15 protein-coding genes are annotated in these 18,658 nt (G+C 51.1%); 9 read left to right on the top strand and 6 right to left on the bottom strand.

From position 1 onward, the window contains the following. Window positions 1-168 precede the first annotated feature (168 nt). Together POG22_RS11980 and POG22_RS11975 are read left to right on the top strand one after the other, a co-directional pair. Entirely contained in the window at window positions 169-1,398 is a 1,230-nt protein-coding gene (locus POG22_RS11980; RefSeq protein ID WP_498905469.1) for an McrB family protein, read from the top strand. Then, complete coding sequence (locus POG22_RS11975; protein WP_498905467.1) at window positions 1,395-2,591, top strand: McrC family protein; 1,197 nt, start codon at window positions 1,395-1,397, stop codon at window positions 2,589-2,591. Before POG22_RS11980 ends, POG22_RS11975 begins: the two co-directional genes overlap by 4 nt. Window positions 2,592-2,652: 61 nt before the next feature. On the opposite strand, the gene POG22_RS11970 is transcribed toward POG22_RS11975, so the two are convergent. Both POG22_RS11970 and POG22_RS11965 read right to left on the bottom strand, forming a co-directional pair. Further along, window positions 2,653-3,216, bottom strand: a complete 564-nt coding sequence (locus POG22_RS11970; RefSeq protein ID WP_498905466.1) for a Uma2 family endonuclease — start codon at window positions 3,214-3,216, stop codon at window positions 2,653-2,655. Window positions 3,217-3,477: 261 nt separating this feature from the next. Further along, window positions 3,478-3,936, bottom strand: a complete 459-nt coding sequence (locus POG22_RS11965) for a pentapeptide repeat-containing protein (RefSeq protein WP_498905470.1) — start codon at window positions 3,934-3,936, stop codon at window positions 3,478-3,480. Between the two features lie 324 nt (window positions 3,937-4,260). Here POG22_RS11965 and POG22_RS11960 point away from each other — a divergent pair, with 324 nt between their 5' ends. The 5 genes from POG22_RS11960 to POG22_RS11940 all read left to right on the top strand — a co-directional run bounded on the left by POG22_RS11960 (window position 4,261) and on the right by POG22_RS11940 (window position 12,537). Continuing rightward, complete coding sequence (locus POG22_RS11960; protein ID WP_498905464.1) at window positions 4,261-4,515, top strand: hypothetical protein; 255 nt, start codon at window positions 4,261-4,263, stop codon at window positions 4,513-4,515. 69 nt (window positions 4,516-4,584) lie between these two features. Continuing rightward, the gene (polA, locus tag POG22_RS11955; protein ID WP_498905463.1) at window positions 4,585-7,458 is read left to right on the top strand and encodes a DNA polymerase I; all 2,874 of its coding nucleotides are present in this window, start codon (window positions 4,585-4,587) and stop codon (window positions 7,456-7,458) included. Window positions 7,459-7,645: 187 nt separating this feature from the next. Beyond that, complete coding sequence (locus tag POG22_RS11950) at window positions 7,646-8,227, top strand: Tll0287-like domain-containing protein (RefSeq protein WP_498905461.1); 582 nt, start codon at window positions 7,646-7,648, stop codon at window positions 8,225-8,227. 344 nt (window positions 8,228-8,571) lie between these two features. Then, the gene (locus tag POG22_RS11945) at window positions 8,572-9,132 is read left to right on the top strand and encodes a DUF3122 domain-containing protein (RefSeq protein WP_498905459.1); all 561 of its coding nucleotides are present in this window, start codon (window positions 8,572-8,574) and stop codon (window positions 9,130-9,132) included. A 120-nt stretch (window positions 9,133-9,252) separates the two neighbouring features. After that, a complete protein-coding gene (locus tag POG22_RS11940; RefSeq protein WP_063716051.1) occupies window positions 9,253-12,537 on the top strand; it encodes a glycoside hydrolase family 15 protein in 3,285 nt (1,094 codons plus the stop codon). Window positions 12,538-12,656: 119 nt separating this feature from the next. Here the strand turns inward: POG22_RS11940 and POG22_RS11935 are convergent, their stop codons facing one another. The 3 genes from POG22_RS11935 to POG22_RS11925 form a co-directional block, all read right to left on the bottom strand. Next, window positions 12,657-14,432, bottom strand: a complete 1,776-nt coding sequence (locus tag POG22_RS11935) for a mechanosensitive ion channel family protein (protein ID WP_498905457.1) — start codon at window positions 14,430-14,432, stop codon at window positions 12,657-12,659. A 115-nt stretch (window positions 14,433-14,547) separates the two neighbouring features. Then, complete coding sequence (locus tag POG22_RS11930) at window positions 14,548-14,862, bottom strand: DUF3067 family protein (RefSeq protein ID WP_017660341.1); 315 nt, start codon at window positions 14,860-14,862, stop codon at window positions 14,548-14,550. 95 nt (window positions 14,863-14,957) lie between these two features. Continuing rightward, entirely contained in the window at window positions 14,958-15,749 is a 792-nt protein-coding gene (locus POG22_RS11925) for a nuclear transport factor 2 family protein (protein WP_498905456.1), read from the bottom strand. A gap of 277 nt (window positions 15,750-16,026) precedes the next feature. Here POG22_RS11925 and murG point away from each other — a divergent pair, with 277 nt between their 5' ends. After that, window positions 16,027-17,118, top strand: a complete 1,092-nt coding sequence (gene murG / locus POG22_RS11920; RefSeq protein ID WP_498905455.1) for an undecaprenyldiphospho-muramoylpentapeptide beta-N-acetylglucosaminyltransferase — start codon at window positions 16,027-16,029, stop codon at window positions 17,116-17,118. A gap of 15 nt (window positions 17,119-17,133) precedes the next feature. On the opposite strand, the gene POG22_RS11915 is transcribed toward murG, so the two are convergent. Further along, the gene (locus POG22_RS11915) at window positions 17,134-18,393 is read right to left on the bottom strand and encodes an RNA-guided endonuclease InsQ/TnpB family protein (protein ID WP_498905454.1); all 1,260 of its coding nucleotides are present in this window, start codon (window positions 18,391-18,393) and stop codon (window positions 17,134-17,136) included. 29 nt (window positions 18,394-18,422) lie between these two features. Between POG22_RS11915 and tnpA the strand changes: the two genes are divergently transcribed. Then, the coding region (gene tnpA, locus POG22_RS11910; protein WP_498905453.1) for an IS200/IS605 family transposase at window positions 18,423-18,658 on the top strand (236 nt) is incomplete at its 3' end.

Below are 18,658 nucleotides of genomic sequence, written 5' to 3'. Positions count from 1 at the left end.
TTTGTGATTTTTGATACATTTTTTCTTGCCGGATGCACAGGAATTTCCAATTTTACCTCTTTTTCGGGTTCTCGAAGCCATGTCAAGACTCCTCTAAGCCTTACGTCGTAAGCTTTTCACTTCTTTTCAGCAAGCCCTAATTAAATAGACATTTTAATTTTTTGGTAAATGAACAAAAAAACAAACAAAGAAGAAAGGAACAAAAAAATAATAGAATTAGTCATAGAGAGGAGAGAAAAATTCCCAAAAGGGAATTACCCTGATGAGTATAGCAACGTTCAAATATCTAAAAAAGCAGGAGTAACGGAAGCAACTGTTAGAGTGGTTATCGATCAATATGAATCTTTAAAAGATAAGCTATATCAACAATTTTCAGATGGAACTTGGGTTGAATTAACTCAAAAACAAGCCGGGATAGGTATCGGTTCAGTTGGCAGAGTTATTGAAAGAGATCGGAATAACGGAAAAATTAAATTAAAATTATTGCCGAGCTATTCCAAGCTAAATCAAGAGATATGGGTTTTTCCTCAAAGAATAAAATCCTTCAATGCTGAAATTTCTAAATCTTCTGGATTAAAAAGTTTTAAACCCAGTAAATTGAAGTCTTGGAAAAAGGCAGTATCTCGTAAAAAGCAAGTAATTTTATGTGGTTCTCCAGGAACTGGAAAAAGTTATCTAGCGGCTGAGCTAGCAAACTCTTTGGTAAATTACAATACCGAAAATATTGAAATTATACAATTTCATCCTGCTTATACGTATGAAGACTTTGTGCAAGGAATTCGACCTGTTACCAATAAAGAAGGTGGATTAAGTTATAAACTTGTGTCCGGTCGTTTTCTGAATTTTTGTGAAAAAGCACGAAAAACAGATGAAATTTGCGTTTTAATAATTGATGAAATAAATCGCGCTAATCTTTCCCACGTTTTTGGCGAATTGATGTACTTACTAGAATATCGAGATGCCGAAATTAAACTCGCCGGAAGTGACAAACCCTTTAGTATTCCCGAAAACGTGCGGATTATCGGAACGATGAACACCGCCGATCGCTCGATCGCTCTCATCGACCACGCCCTTCGCCGCCGCTTCGCATTTATCCGCATCGATCCAAATTACGATGTCGTGCGCCAATATCACGATTACCACGAAACGGGCTGTGATGTAGAAGGCTTAGTCGAGGTTTTACAGGATATCAATCAAGCTATCGGAGATCGCAACTACGAACTGGGAATTTCCTACTTCCTCACTGAAACCCTAGAAGACGACATCGCCGATATCTGGGAAATGGAAATCGAACCCTATCTTGAGGAACACTTTTTCGACAATCCCGATCGCGTTGAGGAGTTTCGCTGGGAAAAAGTGAAAGATCGCATCGGAATCGCTAACTCGGAAACCCCATGACTCGCCGCGATATCAATATAACCGAGTATCAATCCTGTTTTTTCGATCGAGACGATATCGATTCCGCCAGCGAAGCCTTACTTTATACCCGCTACCGCAAGCAAATCGAAGTCACGCCACCGTCTTACATCACCCAGCATCGCTGGAAACTCACCGCGAAAGGTTACGTCGGACATATTCCCTTAACTCGCGATCTTCATTTACACCTACAACCGAAAGTCAGTGTCGCGAACATCTTCGGAATGTGGGAATATGCGTACAAACTCAACAGCTTTCAGCTACTCGAGGGCGTTACCCAGTGCGATAACTTCCAGCAGTTTTACAGCCAACTCGCCACAATTCTCGCACGACATAGCCTCGATCTCTTCCGTCGGGGACTCTATCGAACCTATCTCAACCAACGCGATCGCCTCACCGTGGTTCGAGGAAAACTCGATCTTCGCGACACCCTCAAACGCCCCTGGGAACCTCGCGTCACGTGCGATTATCCCTATCTCACCGCTGACGTTCCCGAAAATCAACTCGTCGCCTGGACGCTATATCTCGTGGTTCGGAGTGGTTTGTGCGACGTTTCCGGTAACGGTTCGATCGTCCGCAAAGCCTACAAAACCTTCAGTCACCACGTCACGCTACAACCGTTTGAGGCCAAGGATTGCATGGGGCGATCATACCATCGCCTCAACTCGGATTATCAGTTGCTTCATTCCCTCTGTCGCTTCTTCCTTGAAAATACTGTTCCCAATACGCGATCGGGCGATCGCCTCACGTTCCCGTTTCTCGTCAACATGGCGCAACTTTACGAAAAGTTCGTTGCGGAGTGGTTGCGGTTGCACGTTCCCAAGTATAATGACAATTTACGCGTCGAATCTCAGAAAAAACACCATCTCGATGATAATGAAAAATTTGTCTATAAAATCGATTTAGTCATCTACGATCGACACACGCACGAGGTTCGATACGTCCTCGATACAAAATATAAAGTTCCCCAAAAACCGTCTTCTGACGATCTCGCACAAATCCACTCTTACGCGAGAACCCAACACTGTCGCGAGGCGGTGTTGATTTATCCCGAACCGCTACGCTATCCCTACAAAAATTATATCGATCGCGAGACGCGGGTTCGGACTTTAATATTTACGATCGACGGCGATCTCGAAAAGGCTGGAAAGGTGTTTTTGACGCAACTGTTCTAGGATTCTGTTTGAATGTTGCTGGTGAGACGTTGGGTTTCGTTCCTCAAGCCAACCTACAATTTTAATCAAATAATTCTGAAACCAGACAGCGAAAACCGGGAAGTTGCGGACTTGTAAGCGCGTCAGACGGAAATAACGTCGCCGCCAGTTTCAACACCGACTCGTCACGACGATACACTTTCAACTCTTGTAACTGTCGATCGAGAATCCAGTATTCTAAAACTCCCTCCGCCGAATAGAGTTTCAGCTTCAGTTCGTAGTCTCGTTGGCGATCGCGCTGGGATTTAGACACGACTTCCACCACTAAATCGGGAGATGTGGTTAAATGTCCCGATTCATCTAAAGAATTGTCGAGCCGTTCTTGACGAATCCACACCACATCAGGAATCACACTATCGGTTTCCGAAAAAATAATTCCCGGTGCGATCGCCGCTCGTCCCAAACCCGTTTCTCGACACCAGGCTTTTAACGCAGCATAGACGTTTCCCACAATTTCCTGATGTTTCCAATGAGGAGCGCGAGTCACGAGCAGTTCTCCATCAATAATTTCGTATTGATTTCTGGGGTCGTCAAATAACTGTAGATCTGAAACCGTCCAGCGATTTTTTTGTGATGAAAAAGTCATTTTTAAATCTGTTCGTTAAATCGAGTTTTGATATCGGCTACTCGAGTTCGATCTCATTCTACATATTGTAGACCTTGGGCTAATAAAATTTCTTCAGATCGAGTTCTGAAAAATATACAAGACTGTTTTCTAATCGGATTTCACCCCAGTTCGATCGAAGCCAAGCTATTGAGAAGCCAGATGAGGTGAAAGTCTTCCGTTCTGGCTTTGAAGACGAGTCGGGGAGGTGACTCCTCGGATTAATTGAATCGGGAGAAGAGATTAACGACATCCCAAGCTGTCGCGAGTAGCTACGCCGGTAACGGAATTGATGCCGTCAGCCCGATCGCACATCAGAGAAACTTGATAGCGATCGAGTATCGTTCCCGAGAAATCCGCCCCGGTAATGTCTGCTTCGATAAACGTGCTGCTGCTGGCGATCGCATCGGTAAAAATCGCGTTGGAGAGATTGGCGCGATCGAACACCACGCGATCGGCAAAAGATTCCGATAAATCGACTCCGGTTAAATCCGCCTCAAAAAAGCTACCCTTCGTCAAAATCGTACCGTGGAGGTTCGCCTCTTGGAAGTTTGCCCCTTTCATGTTCGCCCCAGCGAAAGAAGTCCCTTCGAGATCGGCTCGGGCAAAATCCCGATAGCGCAAGTCAGTCAGCGTATAGTCTACTGTATTGTCTCGCGCCCGCGCCGTCGCGGGACAGCCCGTCCACCCCAACACCACCATCGCGACAATCGCGACGCACTGCATCAGTCTCCGCCAAACCTTGCGATCGTTCATCTTCGGTCTCTGTCCCTCAACGGTCTCTCATCCAAACTGTTATACCACCTAGAGTTCACCGATTCAGAAGACAGACTGTCAGGGGTCAGTGATATCGATCGCCCCAAAAGACCGACCTTCTCACCTAAAATCGATACTGGACTCACCGGCCGAAGGGGTGAGCCTCACCATCAGGGGCGACATCGATCGTCGAGTTTCTTCAGACGACAACCGCATAATAATCACTAGCGATAAAGCGCGATCGCCGAACCACTCGACTCGTTCAACACTATGGATTGCCCAACCGTCTCTTGTATGTTGAAATCTCCATCTCCCCTTAAAGCCTCACCCAAACCTCACAACGCACCGGCAACCTTCTCTCCATCGCCCACCCGCAAGCGTACCAAAGAGCGCTTCTTACTTTACGGGGCTTGGGCAATTTTAGTTTTATCTTTAATAGCGATGGTGGCAACCGGTTCGTCGTCGTTCGATCGCTCCACCTCCACCCCCGAGATGCCCTCGAGCGAATCTCCCGCCCAACCCTAGCCTCGCTCCCGTCACCTCCCGAAAAAGCGTACAATAACGAACAGATAACGACGCTTTGGGAGACTCGACGTGTCCGCTTCCCCTACCGTTTTACTCGTAGACGGTCATTCCCTCGCCTATCGCGCCTATTACGCCTTCGCCAAAAGTCGCGAGGGCGGATTGCGTACGTCTGGCGGTATTCCCACGAGCGTCTGTTTCGGCTTCGTGCGATCGCTTCTCGACACCATCGCCAGCCACCACCCCGATTACGTCGCCATCGCCTTCGACACCCGCGAAGCCACCTTTCGCCACGAAGCCGACGCGAATTATAAAGCCAACCGCGCCGAAACGCCAGAAGATTTCATTCCCGACGTCGAAAACCTCAAAACCCTCCTCGACGCCTTCAACTTCCCCATTCTCACCGCCCCCGGTTACGAAGCCGACGACATCCTCGGAACCCTCACCCGCCACGCCAGCGATCGCCACTTTACCGTCAAAATCCTTAGCGGCGATCGCGACTTATTCCAACTCGTCAACGACGCACGCCACGTCAGCGTCTTGCACCTTCCCGGCGGCTACGGAAAAGGGCGCAACGCCCAACCCGTCGAGTACCACGAAGCCCAAGTCAAAGACAAACTCGGCGTCTCTCCCGCCGAAGTCGTGGATTTCAAAGCCCTCTGCGGCGACAGTTCCGATAACCTTCCCGGCGTCAAAGGAATCGGCGAAAAAACCGCCGTCAAACTCATCGACGCCTACCACTCCCTCGACGGAATCTACAACGCGATCGACGAGATCCGAGGCGCCCAGAAAAAACGCCTCGAAACCGGAAAAGAGGAAGCCTATCACACCCAGTTCATGGTTCGCATCGAGTGCGAGGTTCCCCTCGACATCGACTGGAACGCCTACCAACTCCAAGGCTTCGACACCGCCGAGGTGCGCCCCATCCTCGAAAAACTGGAGTTGAAATCCCTCCTCGACAACCTCCACCACCTCCAAACCCAACTCGGGGGAACCCAACCCGCAGCCGACGCCCCCGCCGAAGCTGAAGACGAAGATACTTGGTTTTTCAGCCCCGAAGACACCGCCAACAGCCAACAGCCGCAAAACTCCGACATTACCCCAGAGATTATCGATACCGAAGAGAAGCTGCAAGCGCTGATCGATCGCCTCCAACGCCACACCCACCCCGAAACCCCCGTCGCTTGGGATACCGAAACCAGCAGTACCAAACCCATCGACGCCGAATTAGTCGGATTGGGCTGCTGCTGGGGAGACGCCGCCGATGCGATCGCCTACATTCCCGTCGGACATACTCGCGGAACGCAACTCGACAAAACCACCGTCTTAGAAGCGTTGCGCCCGATTCTCGAAAGCGACGAATACCCCAAAGCCTTACAAAACGCCAAGTACGATCGCCTCGTCTTACGAAGCCAAGGAATCGATCTCAAAGGCGTGGTATTCGATACCATGCTGGCGAGTTACGTTCTCGATCCCGAAACCACCCACAACCTCAGCGATTTGGGACTTCGCCACCTCGACATCACCGCCCAAAGTTATAAAGAACTCGTTCCCAAAGGGAAAACCATCGGCGAAATAGCCATTCCTCTCGTCACCAACTACTGCGGAACCGACGTTCACGTCACGTATCGCCTCGTTCCCCTCCTGCGTCAACAACTCGCCGAAGTTCCCAAGTTGCAGAAACTCTATAACGACGTGGAACTTCCCCTCGAACCCGTCTTAGCAGAGATGGAGTATTCGGGAATTTGCATCGATGTCGAATATCTCAAAGACTTATCGAAAAAACTCGAATCTCAACTCGATAGCATCGAACGAGAAGCCTATAAAGTCGCCGGTGAAGAATTTAATTTAAAATCGCCCAAACAACTGAGTACGTTATTATTTGAAACCCTAGAACTCGACAAGCGAAAAACCAGTAAAACCAAAACTGGATATTCCACCAACGCCGCTGTTTTAGAAAAACTGCAAGGGGATCATCCCGTCGTAGACTGCATCCTCGAACATCGCACCTTATCGAAACTGAAATCCACCTATGTAGACGCTTTGCCAGAACTGGTACATCCAGACTCTTGCCGCATTCACACCGATTTCAACCAAGCCATTACTGCAACTGGGCGCTTGTCATCCTCGAATCCCAACTTACAAAACATTCCCATTCGCACGGAGTTTAGCCGCCAAATTCGTAAAGCCTTTGTTCCCCGAGACGGATGGATTCTCGCCGCTGCCGACTACTCTCAAATCGAATTGCGAATTTTGGCACATTTGAGTCAGGAACCGGTGTTAATTGAAGCCTATCAAAACAACCGAGACGTACACCGTTTGACGGCACAATTATTGTTTGAAAAAGACGAGGTTACTTCGGACGAACGACGGTTAGGAAAAACCATTAATTTCGGCGTCATTTACGGAATGGGAGCGCAACGGTTCGCCCGCGAAGCCGGAGTGAGTACCGCCCAAGGGCGAGACTTTATCGATCGCTATAACGATCGCTACGCCAAAGTGTTCGAGTATCTCCAGCAAATGAAACGAGAAGCGATCGCCCACAGTTATGTCGAAACCCTCTTAGGGCGTCGTCGCTATTTCAACTTTGAATCGGGAAGTCTGCGAAAACTGCAAGGTTCTAACCCCGACGACATCCAACTCGACAAGTTCAAACGTCTCGGATTGGCGGATTCCCAAGCGTTGCGGGCAGCGGCGAACGCCCCCATCCAAGGCTCCAGTGCCGATATCATTAAAATTGCGATGGTGAAGCTGTTCGACTTGTTGCGAGACTACGACGCCCAACTCTTGTTGCAAGTTCATGACGAATTGGTGTTCGAGCTTCCCGAGTCGGAGTGGGAGACGTTACAACCGCAGATTAAAGAGGCGATGGAATCCGCTGTAAATCTCAGCGTTCCCCTGGTTGTGGATATCCACGCTGGAGACAACTGGATGGAAACGAAGTAGTTGATGGGGGAACGGGGAATAGGGAACGGGGTTTTCCCCATCCCATCACCAATTGCTTTACATATTCAACTACATGGTTATAATGTAAATAACTACTCGACAGACGTAAGATTTCGGACAACGCCGACAACCCCCTAAAGCTGATGTCTGTCGGGTAGCTCTTTGCAGTTTATCGGACGAAAGCACCATGAAAACAGCACTCGTTCGCGGGGTGTGGAGTCTCGCTCTCGCCCTGTGCTGCCTCACTGTATGGAGTTTCCCCGCTCGCGCCCAACAAGTCGATCCGGCGGAACTCTCGAACGCCGTAAACGAAATCGAACAGATCGATCGAATGCGTTCCGGGTTGGCGTCTACCATCGAAGACAGCCCTACCGAACCCACCCTTCAAACGATGAAAGAAGTCTGCAAACCGGTGGGAATGCGGGCGAAACAACTCGGAGAAGAAACCGGGTGGCAAGTCAAACAAATTGCCAAAAAATATCGAAATCCCGCCCACGCCCCGGATACAGAAACGGCAAGCGAGGCGTTAGATTTGTTTGAGAAAAACCCCAATTTGGTAGGATTTTGGCAAGAGGAAACGATTGACGGACAAGCGGGAACTCGTTATTATCGTCGAATTAACGTCGAATCCAGTTGTTTGGCGTGTCACGGCGCGAAAAACGAACGCCCGAAGTTTGTGAAAGAAAAGTATCCTCAAGATTTAGCTTACGATTTTGAAGTAGGCGATTTGCGAGGTATGTATTCGGTATTTATTCCTTATCTTGATTGAGGTTTGAATTTTGATTTTTTGGAGAATCGAATTTCAAAATCTAGTTAAATAATCGATGCAATTTTGCATTTTTTAAGCCCTAACTTTTTGGAATAGTTGGGGTTTTTTTGATTTTTAAGTAGATCGTATCGGTTGGGGCGATGATTGTTGCTTAATCAAATCAACCCTCTCTGTCCTTGGTTTCTGGCGAGATTTCCAACATCTCTAAGATGCCGGGGATCTGATGGGGATGTTCCCTGTTCCCTGTTCCCTGTTCCCCAAAATTAAAACCTTATTAAAAATACGATCGCTCTCCTCAATTCTGCGTTAAAATTTTTGTAAATTACACTTGACAAATATCGCTTATGCTATCTGTTTTTCAGGTTCTCAAATCCGTTCTCAAACCTTTGATGGTTCTGGGGGTTTTTCTCCTCGCCATTACCACCGTCAACCTGTCGGCGAACGTACCTCCGGCGTTTGCCAGAATCCAACAACAAACTGAAGCCCCCGGACAAGTGGTCTACCAAGCCAGACATACCTTAAAAGATAGCAAAGGAGACGCTTGGCAAGTCATTTTATACAAACGCATCAAACAGACAGACAACGAAATCGTCGCAACCACAAACTTACGGTTGGCCGGATTTCCCGATGCCGTTGAATTCGTCCATCCCGACGAATTAAAAATCGAGACCGATCGCGGTCAAACCCTTACCGCCCCCGATCGCTTCGCCGAAAAAAATCCCGCCCCCAACATCGGAGAATACCAACTCAACGCCGTCGTCAACCAACTCCCCGAACGCGGCACCTTAAAACTGACCCTTCCCGTGCGAGAGGGCGATCGCATCCTACAAATTCCGTATCCCGTTATATTAGAATGGCAAGACGTGCTGAACGAAACCGGGGGTGTCGCCGATTTTCAGTCCTAGTTCTGCGCCCCATCACAAACGACGACTGAAACAAAACGGCGGTGATTCTCGGTAACAGATACAACGATCGCTCGTTTCTCAGCACGTTACCCTCAAACAGAGCCATTTCGACCGAACCCAATGTCAACCGCCGTTTCTTCCCCTTCGACCCCCTTCGAACTCGATCGCCTGCAACGACTCGATCGACTCTACACCCGAATCGCAGGCGTCATCCTGGCCAAACAACATCCCGTTACCGGACTCTTACCCGCCAGTACCGCTATCACCGACCACGGCGACTACACCGACGCCTGGGTGCGGGATAACGTCTACAGCATTCTCGCCGTCTGGGGTCTCGGCCTGGCGTACCGCAAACTCGACAGCCAACAAAGCCGGGCTTACGCACTCGAACAAAGTACCGTCAAACTCATGCGGGGCTTGCTGTGCGCCATGATGCGCCAAGCGGCGAAAGTCGAACGCTTCAAACATACCCAAGACCCCCTCGACGCCCTCCACGCCAAATACGACACCAACACCGGCCACATCGTCGTCGGTGATAACGAATGGGGACACCTGCAAATCGACGCCACCTCCGTCTTTTTGCTGATGTTGGCGCAAATGACCGCCTCGGGACTCAACATCGTGTTCAGTCTCGACGAAGTGAACTTCGTGCAGAACCTGGTGTACTACATCGGACGCGCCTATCGCACCCCCGATTACGGCATCTGGGAACGGGGCAACAAAATCAACCACGGTAAACCCGAACTCAACGCCAGTTCCATCGGCATGGCCAAAGCGGCTCTCGAAGCCATCGATGGCATTAACTTATTTGGGATGCGGGGCGATCGCAACTCCGTCGTTCACGCCCTCCCCGACGATATCGCCCGGGCCCGCATCACCCTCGAAGCCTTACTGCCTCGGGAATCCAACTCCAAAGAAGTCGATGCTGCCACCCTCAGCGTCATCGGATTTCCCGCCTTCGCCGTCGAAGACCGGGCTTTGCGCGATCGCACCTACCGTAAAATCGTCGAAAAACTGCAAGGCAACTACGGCTGCAAACGGTTCCTGCGCGACGGACACCAAACCGCGATCGAAGACAGTACCCGACTGCACTACGAACCTCACGAACTGCTGCAATTCGAGCATATCGAGTGCGAGTGGCCGCTGTTCTTTGCCTACTTATACCTCGATCGCTTGTTCGAGGGCGATCGTGAGGGAATCCAAGAATATCGCGAAAAATTGGACGCCGTTCTCGTCGAAAAAGACGGCTGGAAGCTGCTTCCCGAACTCTACTACGTCCCCGAAGATCTCATCGACGCCGAACGGGAAAACCCCCATTCCCAAAAACGCCTCCCCAACGAAAACGTCCCCCTCGTGTGGGCGCAAAGCCTTTACTGGCTGGGACAAATTCTCGACGAAGGCTTCATCGAACTCGGCGATATCGACCCCCTAGGACGGCACTTGCAACGCCACGGAACCCAACAATCCGTCGTACAAATTGCCCTTCTCAGCGAAGACGAAGACCTACAAGCCGAACTGGCCACCTACGGCATCGCCACCGAAACCCCCGATCGCATCGACCCGATTCAAGTCCGCTATGCCGAAGAATTGACTTGGATTTACCACCAAATCGGACGCAACGACAAACTGAATTTAAGCGGTCGTCCCATTCGGCGATTGCGGAGTCTCACCACCTCGCGCATTTTCCGCATTCGCGACGAAACCATCGTCTTTCTGCCCTCGTTCCTCAACCAGAAACAGTTTTACCTAACCCTCGACTACCACTTCCTCGTCGCGCAACTCAAAAGCGAAATCGCCTACACTTCCCGTCACTGGTACGACTTGGGGCGTCCGACGATGGTGTTGATGCTGACTCGGCAACTGGTGGAAATCGGACAGGATGCCCTGTTAAACCTGATGTTGCAACTGCGAGACGGTAAATGTGAAAACACTCCCGTTCGCCTCGGACGCCTCAACCAGTTGATGTTGACTTCGGGAACCGAACGGGTGAACTTCCTCCACGAAGCCGAATTCGTCAAACCCGCCCCGAAAGAGGTGACGGTTCGCAGTTCCTATCTGATTTACAACCCTGCCAAAAGCCAACCCCTGACGCCGACACAGGAGTTTAGCTTAGAATGCGAGCGGGATGTAGAGGTGTTGTTAGAGCAGTTGCAACCTTCGGAGAACATTTACGAACAAGTCGAAATCCTGCATACTCTGGTGAATTTGGAAGGGTTGGAATTCGATACCGGGTTCGGTGGCGACAGAGAAGTCACGGTGGCAGACTTGCTCGAAGAACTCTACAATCGCGCCAGCAACGTGAAAGTCGATGGCGGCAAAGTTCAGGTTCACTGGGCGGTGGTGCGTTACGCGGCGGCGTTGTTAAATAAGATGAGTATCGGACTTTCCGAAGCCGTTACTGACATTTTGGTGCGTCAAAAACACATCGCGATCGGCAAGTCGTACAGCGAAGATTCGTCGATTACGAGTCCGTTGCCTTACGAAGAGTTAATCGAAAAAATCGCCCATTTCTGTCGAGAAGACATTCGCGATCGCGTCTTAACACAAGAAATTCTGATTTATTTAGGCATTACCATTCAAGCAGAACCGACGCTGTTTGACGGGTTGTTGACGTTACGCGTCGGCTATTTAATTTTATTGTTAGCCAGCGAAATCGTCAGCGAATTTGGCGTGACGCAAGACGAAGCCTACGGGAAATTAATGCAGTTGAGTCCGTTTGAGATTAAAACGCGACTGCGACAGGCGATTACCGGATACACCGGATTCGATCGCCGCTTGCAACAACAGGAATCCTTGCACGTCAAACCTTTCGGAAAGGCGATCGATTGGCAGGTGCTTCCCGCCGAAGACAGCGACGGACAACCAGAAGATTGGCTGCGGAAACGCAAGCGGGACGGTGCAGCCGGACGAGTTCCCAAGAATTTCTATCCCGGCGTTTGGACGATTCTGAAACACTGTAAAGGATTGGTCATTGGGGACAAACTCGAAAGTCGAAACCGCCTCGATAGCGAGTTAATTTTGGCAGAGATGACACCGGGAGAGAAAAACTTCGCCTTGCGCGTCGAGTGGTTGCTCAACAAAATTCAATCCCCGCAATACCGATATTTAACCATCGAAGCTTTGATGGAGTTAAAAGCGATATTCGATCGCAACCCCGATCTTCAAATTACCGACTATATCGTTCTCGACGTGTTGATCGGTCACGCGGTGCGTTTGGCGTGGAACGAACGCTATCCCGAACGGATCGATCGCTACGAGGAGGACAAAGCCGCCGCCTGGAGTCGCTTTTACGAAGCCTCTCCCTACGTCTGCGCCAAGGCGATCGTCAAAGCCTTCCAGTTCCTCAGCAGCACCGCCAGCGAACCCGACGAATCGCCGGAAGACGAAGCGGTAGCGTCGGTGTAGCCAAGCCGGGGAGAGGGGGAGAGGAGGAGAGGGGGAGCAGGGGAGCAGGGAAGCAGGAGAGAAGGAAAAAACTGTCAACTGTCTCCACTGTTCACTGTTCACTGTTCACTGCTCGCGGTTCACTGCTCGCGGTTCACTGTAAAAGGCTGGTGACTGTTCGAGCGATCGCTCTCGCGAAGGGCGATGGTTTGTTGGGGGATACCGATGCGAATTCCCGCTTCGTCGAAGGCTAACTTCAAGCGACGGCGATATTCCCGTTCTACGTTCCACTGTTCGATGGGTTGGGTTTTAATCCACATCAAAATCCCGATACCCGTTTCGTCTACCCGTTCGACGCCGATTAACAATGTCGGATCGAGAATGCGATCGCTCCAATCGGGATCGGCTTGCATCTTAGAGATCGTGTCTTTCATTACTTGCATCGCCTGCATCGCATCGGTGTCCGGGGTGACACGAATGCGGAAGTCGATCCGCGACCATTCCTTGGTGAGGTTGTGAACCACGTTAATTTGACTGTTGGGAATCGTACTCAACCGTCCCCCGTCACCGCGAATGCGAGTAATGCGGAGGTTCATGTATTCGACGAATCCCGCACCGTACCCCACATCGATCACGTCGCCGACAGCAAACTGATCTTCCCAAAGAATCAGAATACCGTTGATGAGGTCTTTAATCAGATTCTGAAATACGATCGTCAACGCAACCCCGAAAATCCCCGCCCCAGCTAACAACGAGTCGAGGGGGACTTTTTGTAAGCCGAGGAACCAGAGGACGCCGATAAATCCGGCGATGAAACTGGTCATCCCTTTCAACGCGGCGGCCAGCGTCGGCGCACGCAAAACGAAGCGTTGAGAGGCGCTCGGATCGATCGACTGTCGTTCGACCCAAGATTGCAAAAAGCCGTCGATCGCGATATCGCTGGCTTTGTTGGCGATGCTAACCGTCAACCAAATGCCGAGCAGTTGAAGCGGAACGTCCGACAACCAGAGGGATTGAGCGCGGGTTTCGGGAAACTGGAACAAGATCCCGATCGCTCCGCCCAATACCAGCGCCACCTGCAACCACTGCAACACGCGCCGCAGCAAGATCGCAATACTGATACGGCGTTCGAGGGCGATTTGAGGAATCAAGGCGTTGAGAAATTGTATCGACCGAGTCGGCGATCGCGATTCGGCTGCGGCGATCTCATCTTCCGGAGACGGTAAATCTTCTGGATGTCGCTGACTCGAGAGTTCTCGATATCGATGTTTTAACCGACGCTGCAACAACCACAAAATTGGCGTCAGAACGGCGACTACCGCAGCGATGACCATCGCCGTTTTCGTCCGGCGGCGTTGGGCTTGAGGTTGTCGTTCCTGCCACGCCTCGATCAAAGCATCGCGAAGCCTGTCTTTCCAACGCTGGGCCAGGGTTTCTACCGGAGTATCCGTCAGTTCCGCGTCTAACTCCGTGACCGTCATTATCACGCGCGGCGACAAATCGCGATCGTCCGAAACGAGGATAATCGGTTGATTGTTGAGGGTTTGCGTATAGACGCGCAGCGTCTCGGGATCGAACCCCTGTTCGAGAACGGTGTTGAGGACGCTTTCAATTTCTGCCACCCGCCGTTCGATCGGAGGGATGCTCGCGTTCTCACTCTCGCTCGGTCGCTTCGAGGCTACCTCGAAAATCGGCAATCCATTGAGTCGCACGGGAGCCGATTCGAGTTCGCCTTGCGTTGGCACCGGAAGCGGAAGCGGAGTTTGTGCGACGACAGGGGGCGTCATCCCAGGTTCGATAATGGCGATCGAGGCAAATGCCAGCCATACGATCGGGATAAAGCGCACGATACGCCGCGATAACCGTCCGGCAAAAATGCGACGCAGTACGACTGCGATCGAGGGTGGATTGGACATGAGTAGTTCACCCCGTTCGAGAAAACGTCTTTGACAACTTAGCAAAAAAACTTCACATTGCCTCGACGACATTTCGGACGGGACGAGTTCCCGTGGGTATCACCGCGATCGATTATTAATTCTCGAGCGTCCACTCTGACGCCCGCGCACCGAGTTCGATGGGAATGCTCACCGCTTTACCCAAACGAGGACGTTCGCGGGTTTGGGTGATATACGTCCGTACCGTCTCCGTACCGCCCAATCCGTTGACGTATTGTGCGATACTCTCGAGGCGATCGGCGTACTCCTCCGCCGAGAGGGGAAACGACGCCTGTTCGAGATATTTCCACATGACTTGAACGAAAATTTTTCCCTGCGTGCGACGCAGTTGCAAATCGTAGGAGCATCCCCACTTGTCGAGAATGAGTTGATGTAACTCTCGTCCGGTCACGATCGCACTCCGTTGAGCGTTCTCTCGATGGTTGTTTGTATTCTACGAAGAAGTGTCTGAGGTTGCCAGGCCGAGACGCCTCGTCGGGGTTGACGTTACTTTTTCACCTTCATCCGTTGGGTGACGATCGTAATTCCACCCCGACGCACGATCGCCCCGGAGAGCCAATAATCCCCTTCACGAGATGCCGCTTCTCCGACTTTAAACAATCCCCCTGCCATCAGCAGTTCGAGTTCCAACTCTGTGTCGTCGAGATAGTTGTCCACAGAAACCGCCTGTTCGATGGCCGAACCGAGTAAAAAGTCGTTGTCGAGGGGTTCTTCTACGATCGCGTCAAAGTGGTAGCGACTGTCGGGCATCACCGCCTCGGGAAGATTGACCGTTACCGTTGGCGGGGCGTCTCCCGACGTCAGCGTCGCGCGTTCGGCCAATACTTCCTGAAAGACGATCTGTCCGTTTTCGTAGCGTTGGCGGGATTGTAGCGTCGCGTTGAGATCGTACTCGCGATGCGGTGCGGGTTCGGTTCCTGCGATCGCCGTGCGAGTTTGCGCTTCATAGCCGGTGTTCGTGGCTTCCCACGAGAGCAATTCCGTTTCGTAAGTCAAACTGGGGAAGCGTTCCCACAATTGAACCAGAGCCGATCGCAGGCTCGATCGCGTCAACCCGTCGTCGTGAACGAAGTCGCGACTGTAAAACTCCATCACCGCATCTACATCGCCCGCACTAGCTGCCGCATCGATATCCTCGAGGAGTTGCATCAGTTCCGGGGGAGCGGTTTCGGGAGGGTTTGCCCAAGCCGGAAGACCGACGAGACTCGAGGCGATCGTACCGCACAGGGCAACGAGACAACGGTTTGCCGAAGAAACAAAAGCGGAATTCGCGTTCATAGAGTTTTTTATGTGAGATACGTCGGTGTGCGGCGCAGTAACCCGACCTGAGCTGATGGTCGGCCACCTTTTCCGGCCGCGTCACACATCCTAACTTTAACCGAACGAAGCCGTTAAGAGATGGAGAAGGTAAAGACAGTCACCAACCTTTTACAGTGAGCAGTCAACAGTGGATACAGTTGACTGTTTCTTCCGTGTCTCCTTGTCCCCTTGTCTTCCTCCAAACAGCGTACGCCGTGATAGCGTAGAACTATCGACATCGTTCGTTTCGATCGCCGTGGAACCCGAAGCCTCTTCTAAACGCCTGCTCGTCGCCGCCAGTGGAACGGGAGGTCACGTTTTTCCTGCCCTCGCCACCGCAGAGAGCCTCAGCGACTATCACATCGAATGGTTGGGCGTTCCCCACCGCATGGAAACCCAACTCGTCGGCGATCGCTATCCGCTACATTTAATTCCCGTCGAAGGCTTTCAAACCCGCTTGGGTTTGGGAACGGTGAAGGTGTTAGTCCGCTTTGTCAACGCGGTGTTCGCCTGTCGCAAGATTTTGAAACGAGGAAAGTTCGACGGCGTTTTTACGACTGGGGGCTACATTGCCGCTCCTGCCATTTTAGCCGCGCGATCGCTCGAGATTCCCGTCGTTCTCCACGAGTCGAACGCGATCCCAGGAAAGGTAACGAAATGGTTTTCTCGCTGGTGTGACGTGGTGGCGATCGGCTTTTTAGATGCGGCGCGATCGCTTCCCCAGGTTAAAACAGTGTGTGTCGGAACGCCGGTTCGCCCCGATTTTTTAAAAGACACGTCGTTCGATCTCCCGATCCCCGATGACGTTCCCTTAATCGTCGTCATGGGAGGAAGTCAAGGGGCGGTAGCGGTGAACCAGTTAGTCCGCGAGTGTGCGCCTTCGTGGTTCGAGGTGGGGGCGTGGGTCGTGCATCTCACTGGAACGTACGATCCCGATGTGGATAGTTTGAAACACCCTCAATATATTGCCATGCCCTTTTACGACAACGTCGCGGGCTTGTTGCAACGGGCAAATCTCGCCGTCAGTCGCGCGGGTTCGGGAACGCTCACGGAGCTGGCGATGACACACACCCCGTCGATTTTAATTCCGTTTCCCTATGCTGCTGAAGACCATCAATTTTACAACGGTCGAGGGTTTGTCGAAGCTGGGGCGGCGTTGATGTTCCGTCAGGCGGAAATTTCGCCGGAAGTGCTGCAAACTGAGGTTTTGGAACTGTTAAACTCCCCCGAAAAGCTCGATCGCATGACGAAAGCGATGGCAGGATTGGCCGTTCCCGATAGCGCACAGCGGTTGGCGCAATTGATTCGAGATGTGGTGACGTTCTCCCCCATTAAGCTAGCGCTATAATGGGGGCTTCTAAGGTTAAAACAGAGCCAATTGCACTCCGCTCCAACACTCAGCTTCCTGCTTCAAAGGTTGAGTACCCTCTTGACCTCCACAGGCAGAGACGATGAGTCCCACCGCCTTCAACGCTCTCATTAAAATGTTGAGCGCTGCATTTTCATCCCGATCCATTTCCAGGCCACATCGATGGCATTGATGCAGTCGAATTGATAGGGTTTTCGGAACCTTCGCGCCACAATTCGAGCAGTCTACAGACGTGCCGTGAGGCGTGACTTTCACCACTTGAATGCCGCGTTTGACCGCCACTGCTTCCAAGATAGTGATAAACTGTCCCCAGGCTGCATCTAAAACTGATTTGCTCGATCGAGTACGAGCCAGTCCCTTGATGTTTAAGTCTTCTACGGCAATGAAGTCATGGTTTTTAACCAAGTGATGCGCCGTATTGTAGTGAAAACAGACGCGAATACGCCCGACTCGTTGATGGATTCGAGCGATGCGATTCTTTTGCTTTTCGGCATTCTTGGAACCCTTTTGTTTGCGAGCTAACTTCCGTTGTTGCCGTGCCAGATGTCTTTGAGTTTTGCGGTAGGATTGTTGTATGGCTACAGTTTCTCCCGTTGATGTCGTGAGAAACTCTTTTAATCCCACATCAACACCAACGGGAGATTTAACCTCATCTAACGGTAAGAGTTCGGGAACGGTTTTATCATCCAGGGAAATACAACAATACCAGCCGTCAGCCTTGCGAACAATGGTGCAAGTTTTGAGCTTAAAACCATCGGGAAGGGGGCGATGGACAATGACAGGCATTTCCCCAATTTTTGAGAGTTTTAAGACTCCGTTTTGAAGATGAGCGCCTGCTTTCGCACAGTTGATGCGCGGATAGACAAAGGAGCGCAATTCCCCCGGTTTTTTGAATCGAGGTCGGCCGCCACGCTTACCTGTTTTATCGGGAACGAGCCATCTTTCCCAGGCTTTATTCAAGCGCTGAAGGTTAACCTGTTGTGCCTCTGCCCAGATGTTTTTGTAGTCTGGAAACAGTTGTTTTGTTTGCTTAAGCGCCGATTGTTGGGTGTAGTAATTAACTCGTTCGGGAATCTCTCCAATGGGTTCGGATACCAAACTGCACCGATCTAAACGGCAGCGAGTTCGTCGCAGCCAATCCAAGCGCTGACCCAGAGCGTAATTCCAGTGACGGCGCAGCAACTCTAAGGTGTGCAGCATTACGGCTTCTTGCTCGGCGCTTGGCTTAATTCGGTAGCAGTAGGTTAACATCATCGTGACCACTTTACAGCTTGCCGCTTCGTATGTCAACCCTTTATGACAAAGGTTTTAGGTCTGTTTACACGCTTACCGCTCATATCGTTTTCGTGACGAAATACCGCCGTCAAGTTATTAACAAGGAAATTCACGATCGCCTGCATGAAATTTTCAACGAGACTTGTCGAAAATGGGAGGTTAACCTGATTGAGTTTAACGGGGAGTCAGACCACGTGCATTTGTTGATTCGCTACCATCCCCAAATTCAGTTGAGTAAATTTAT

This window comes from Geitlerinema sp. CS-897, from assembly GCF_028368005.1.
In the GTDB taxonomy this organism is placed as follows: domain Bacteria; phylum Cyanobacteriota; class Cyanobacteriia; order Cyanobacteriales; family Geitlerinemataceae; genus Baaleninema; species Baaleninema simplex.
This window is presented reverse-complemented; position numbering and strand designations above follow the sequence as displayed.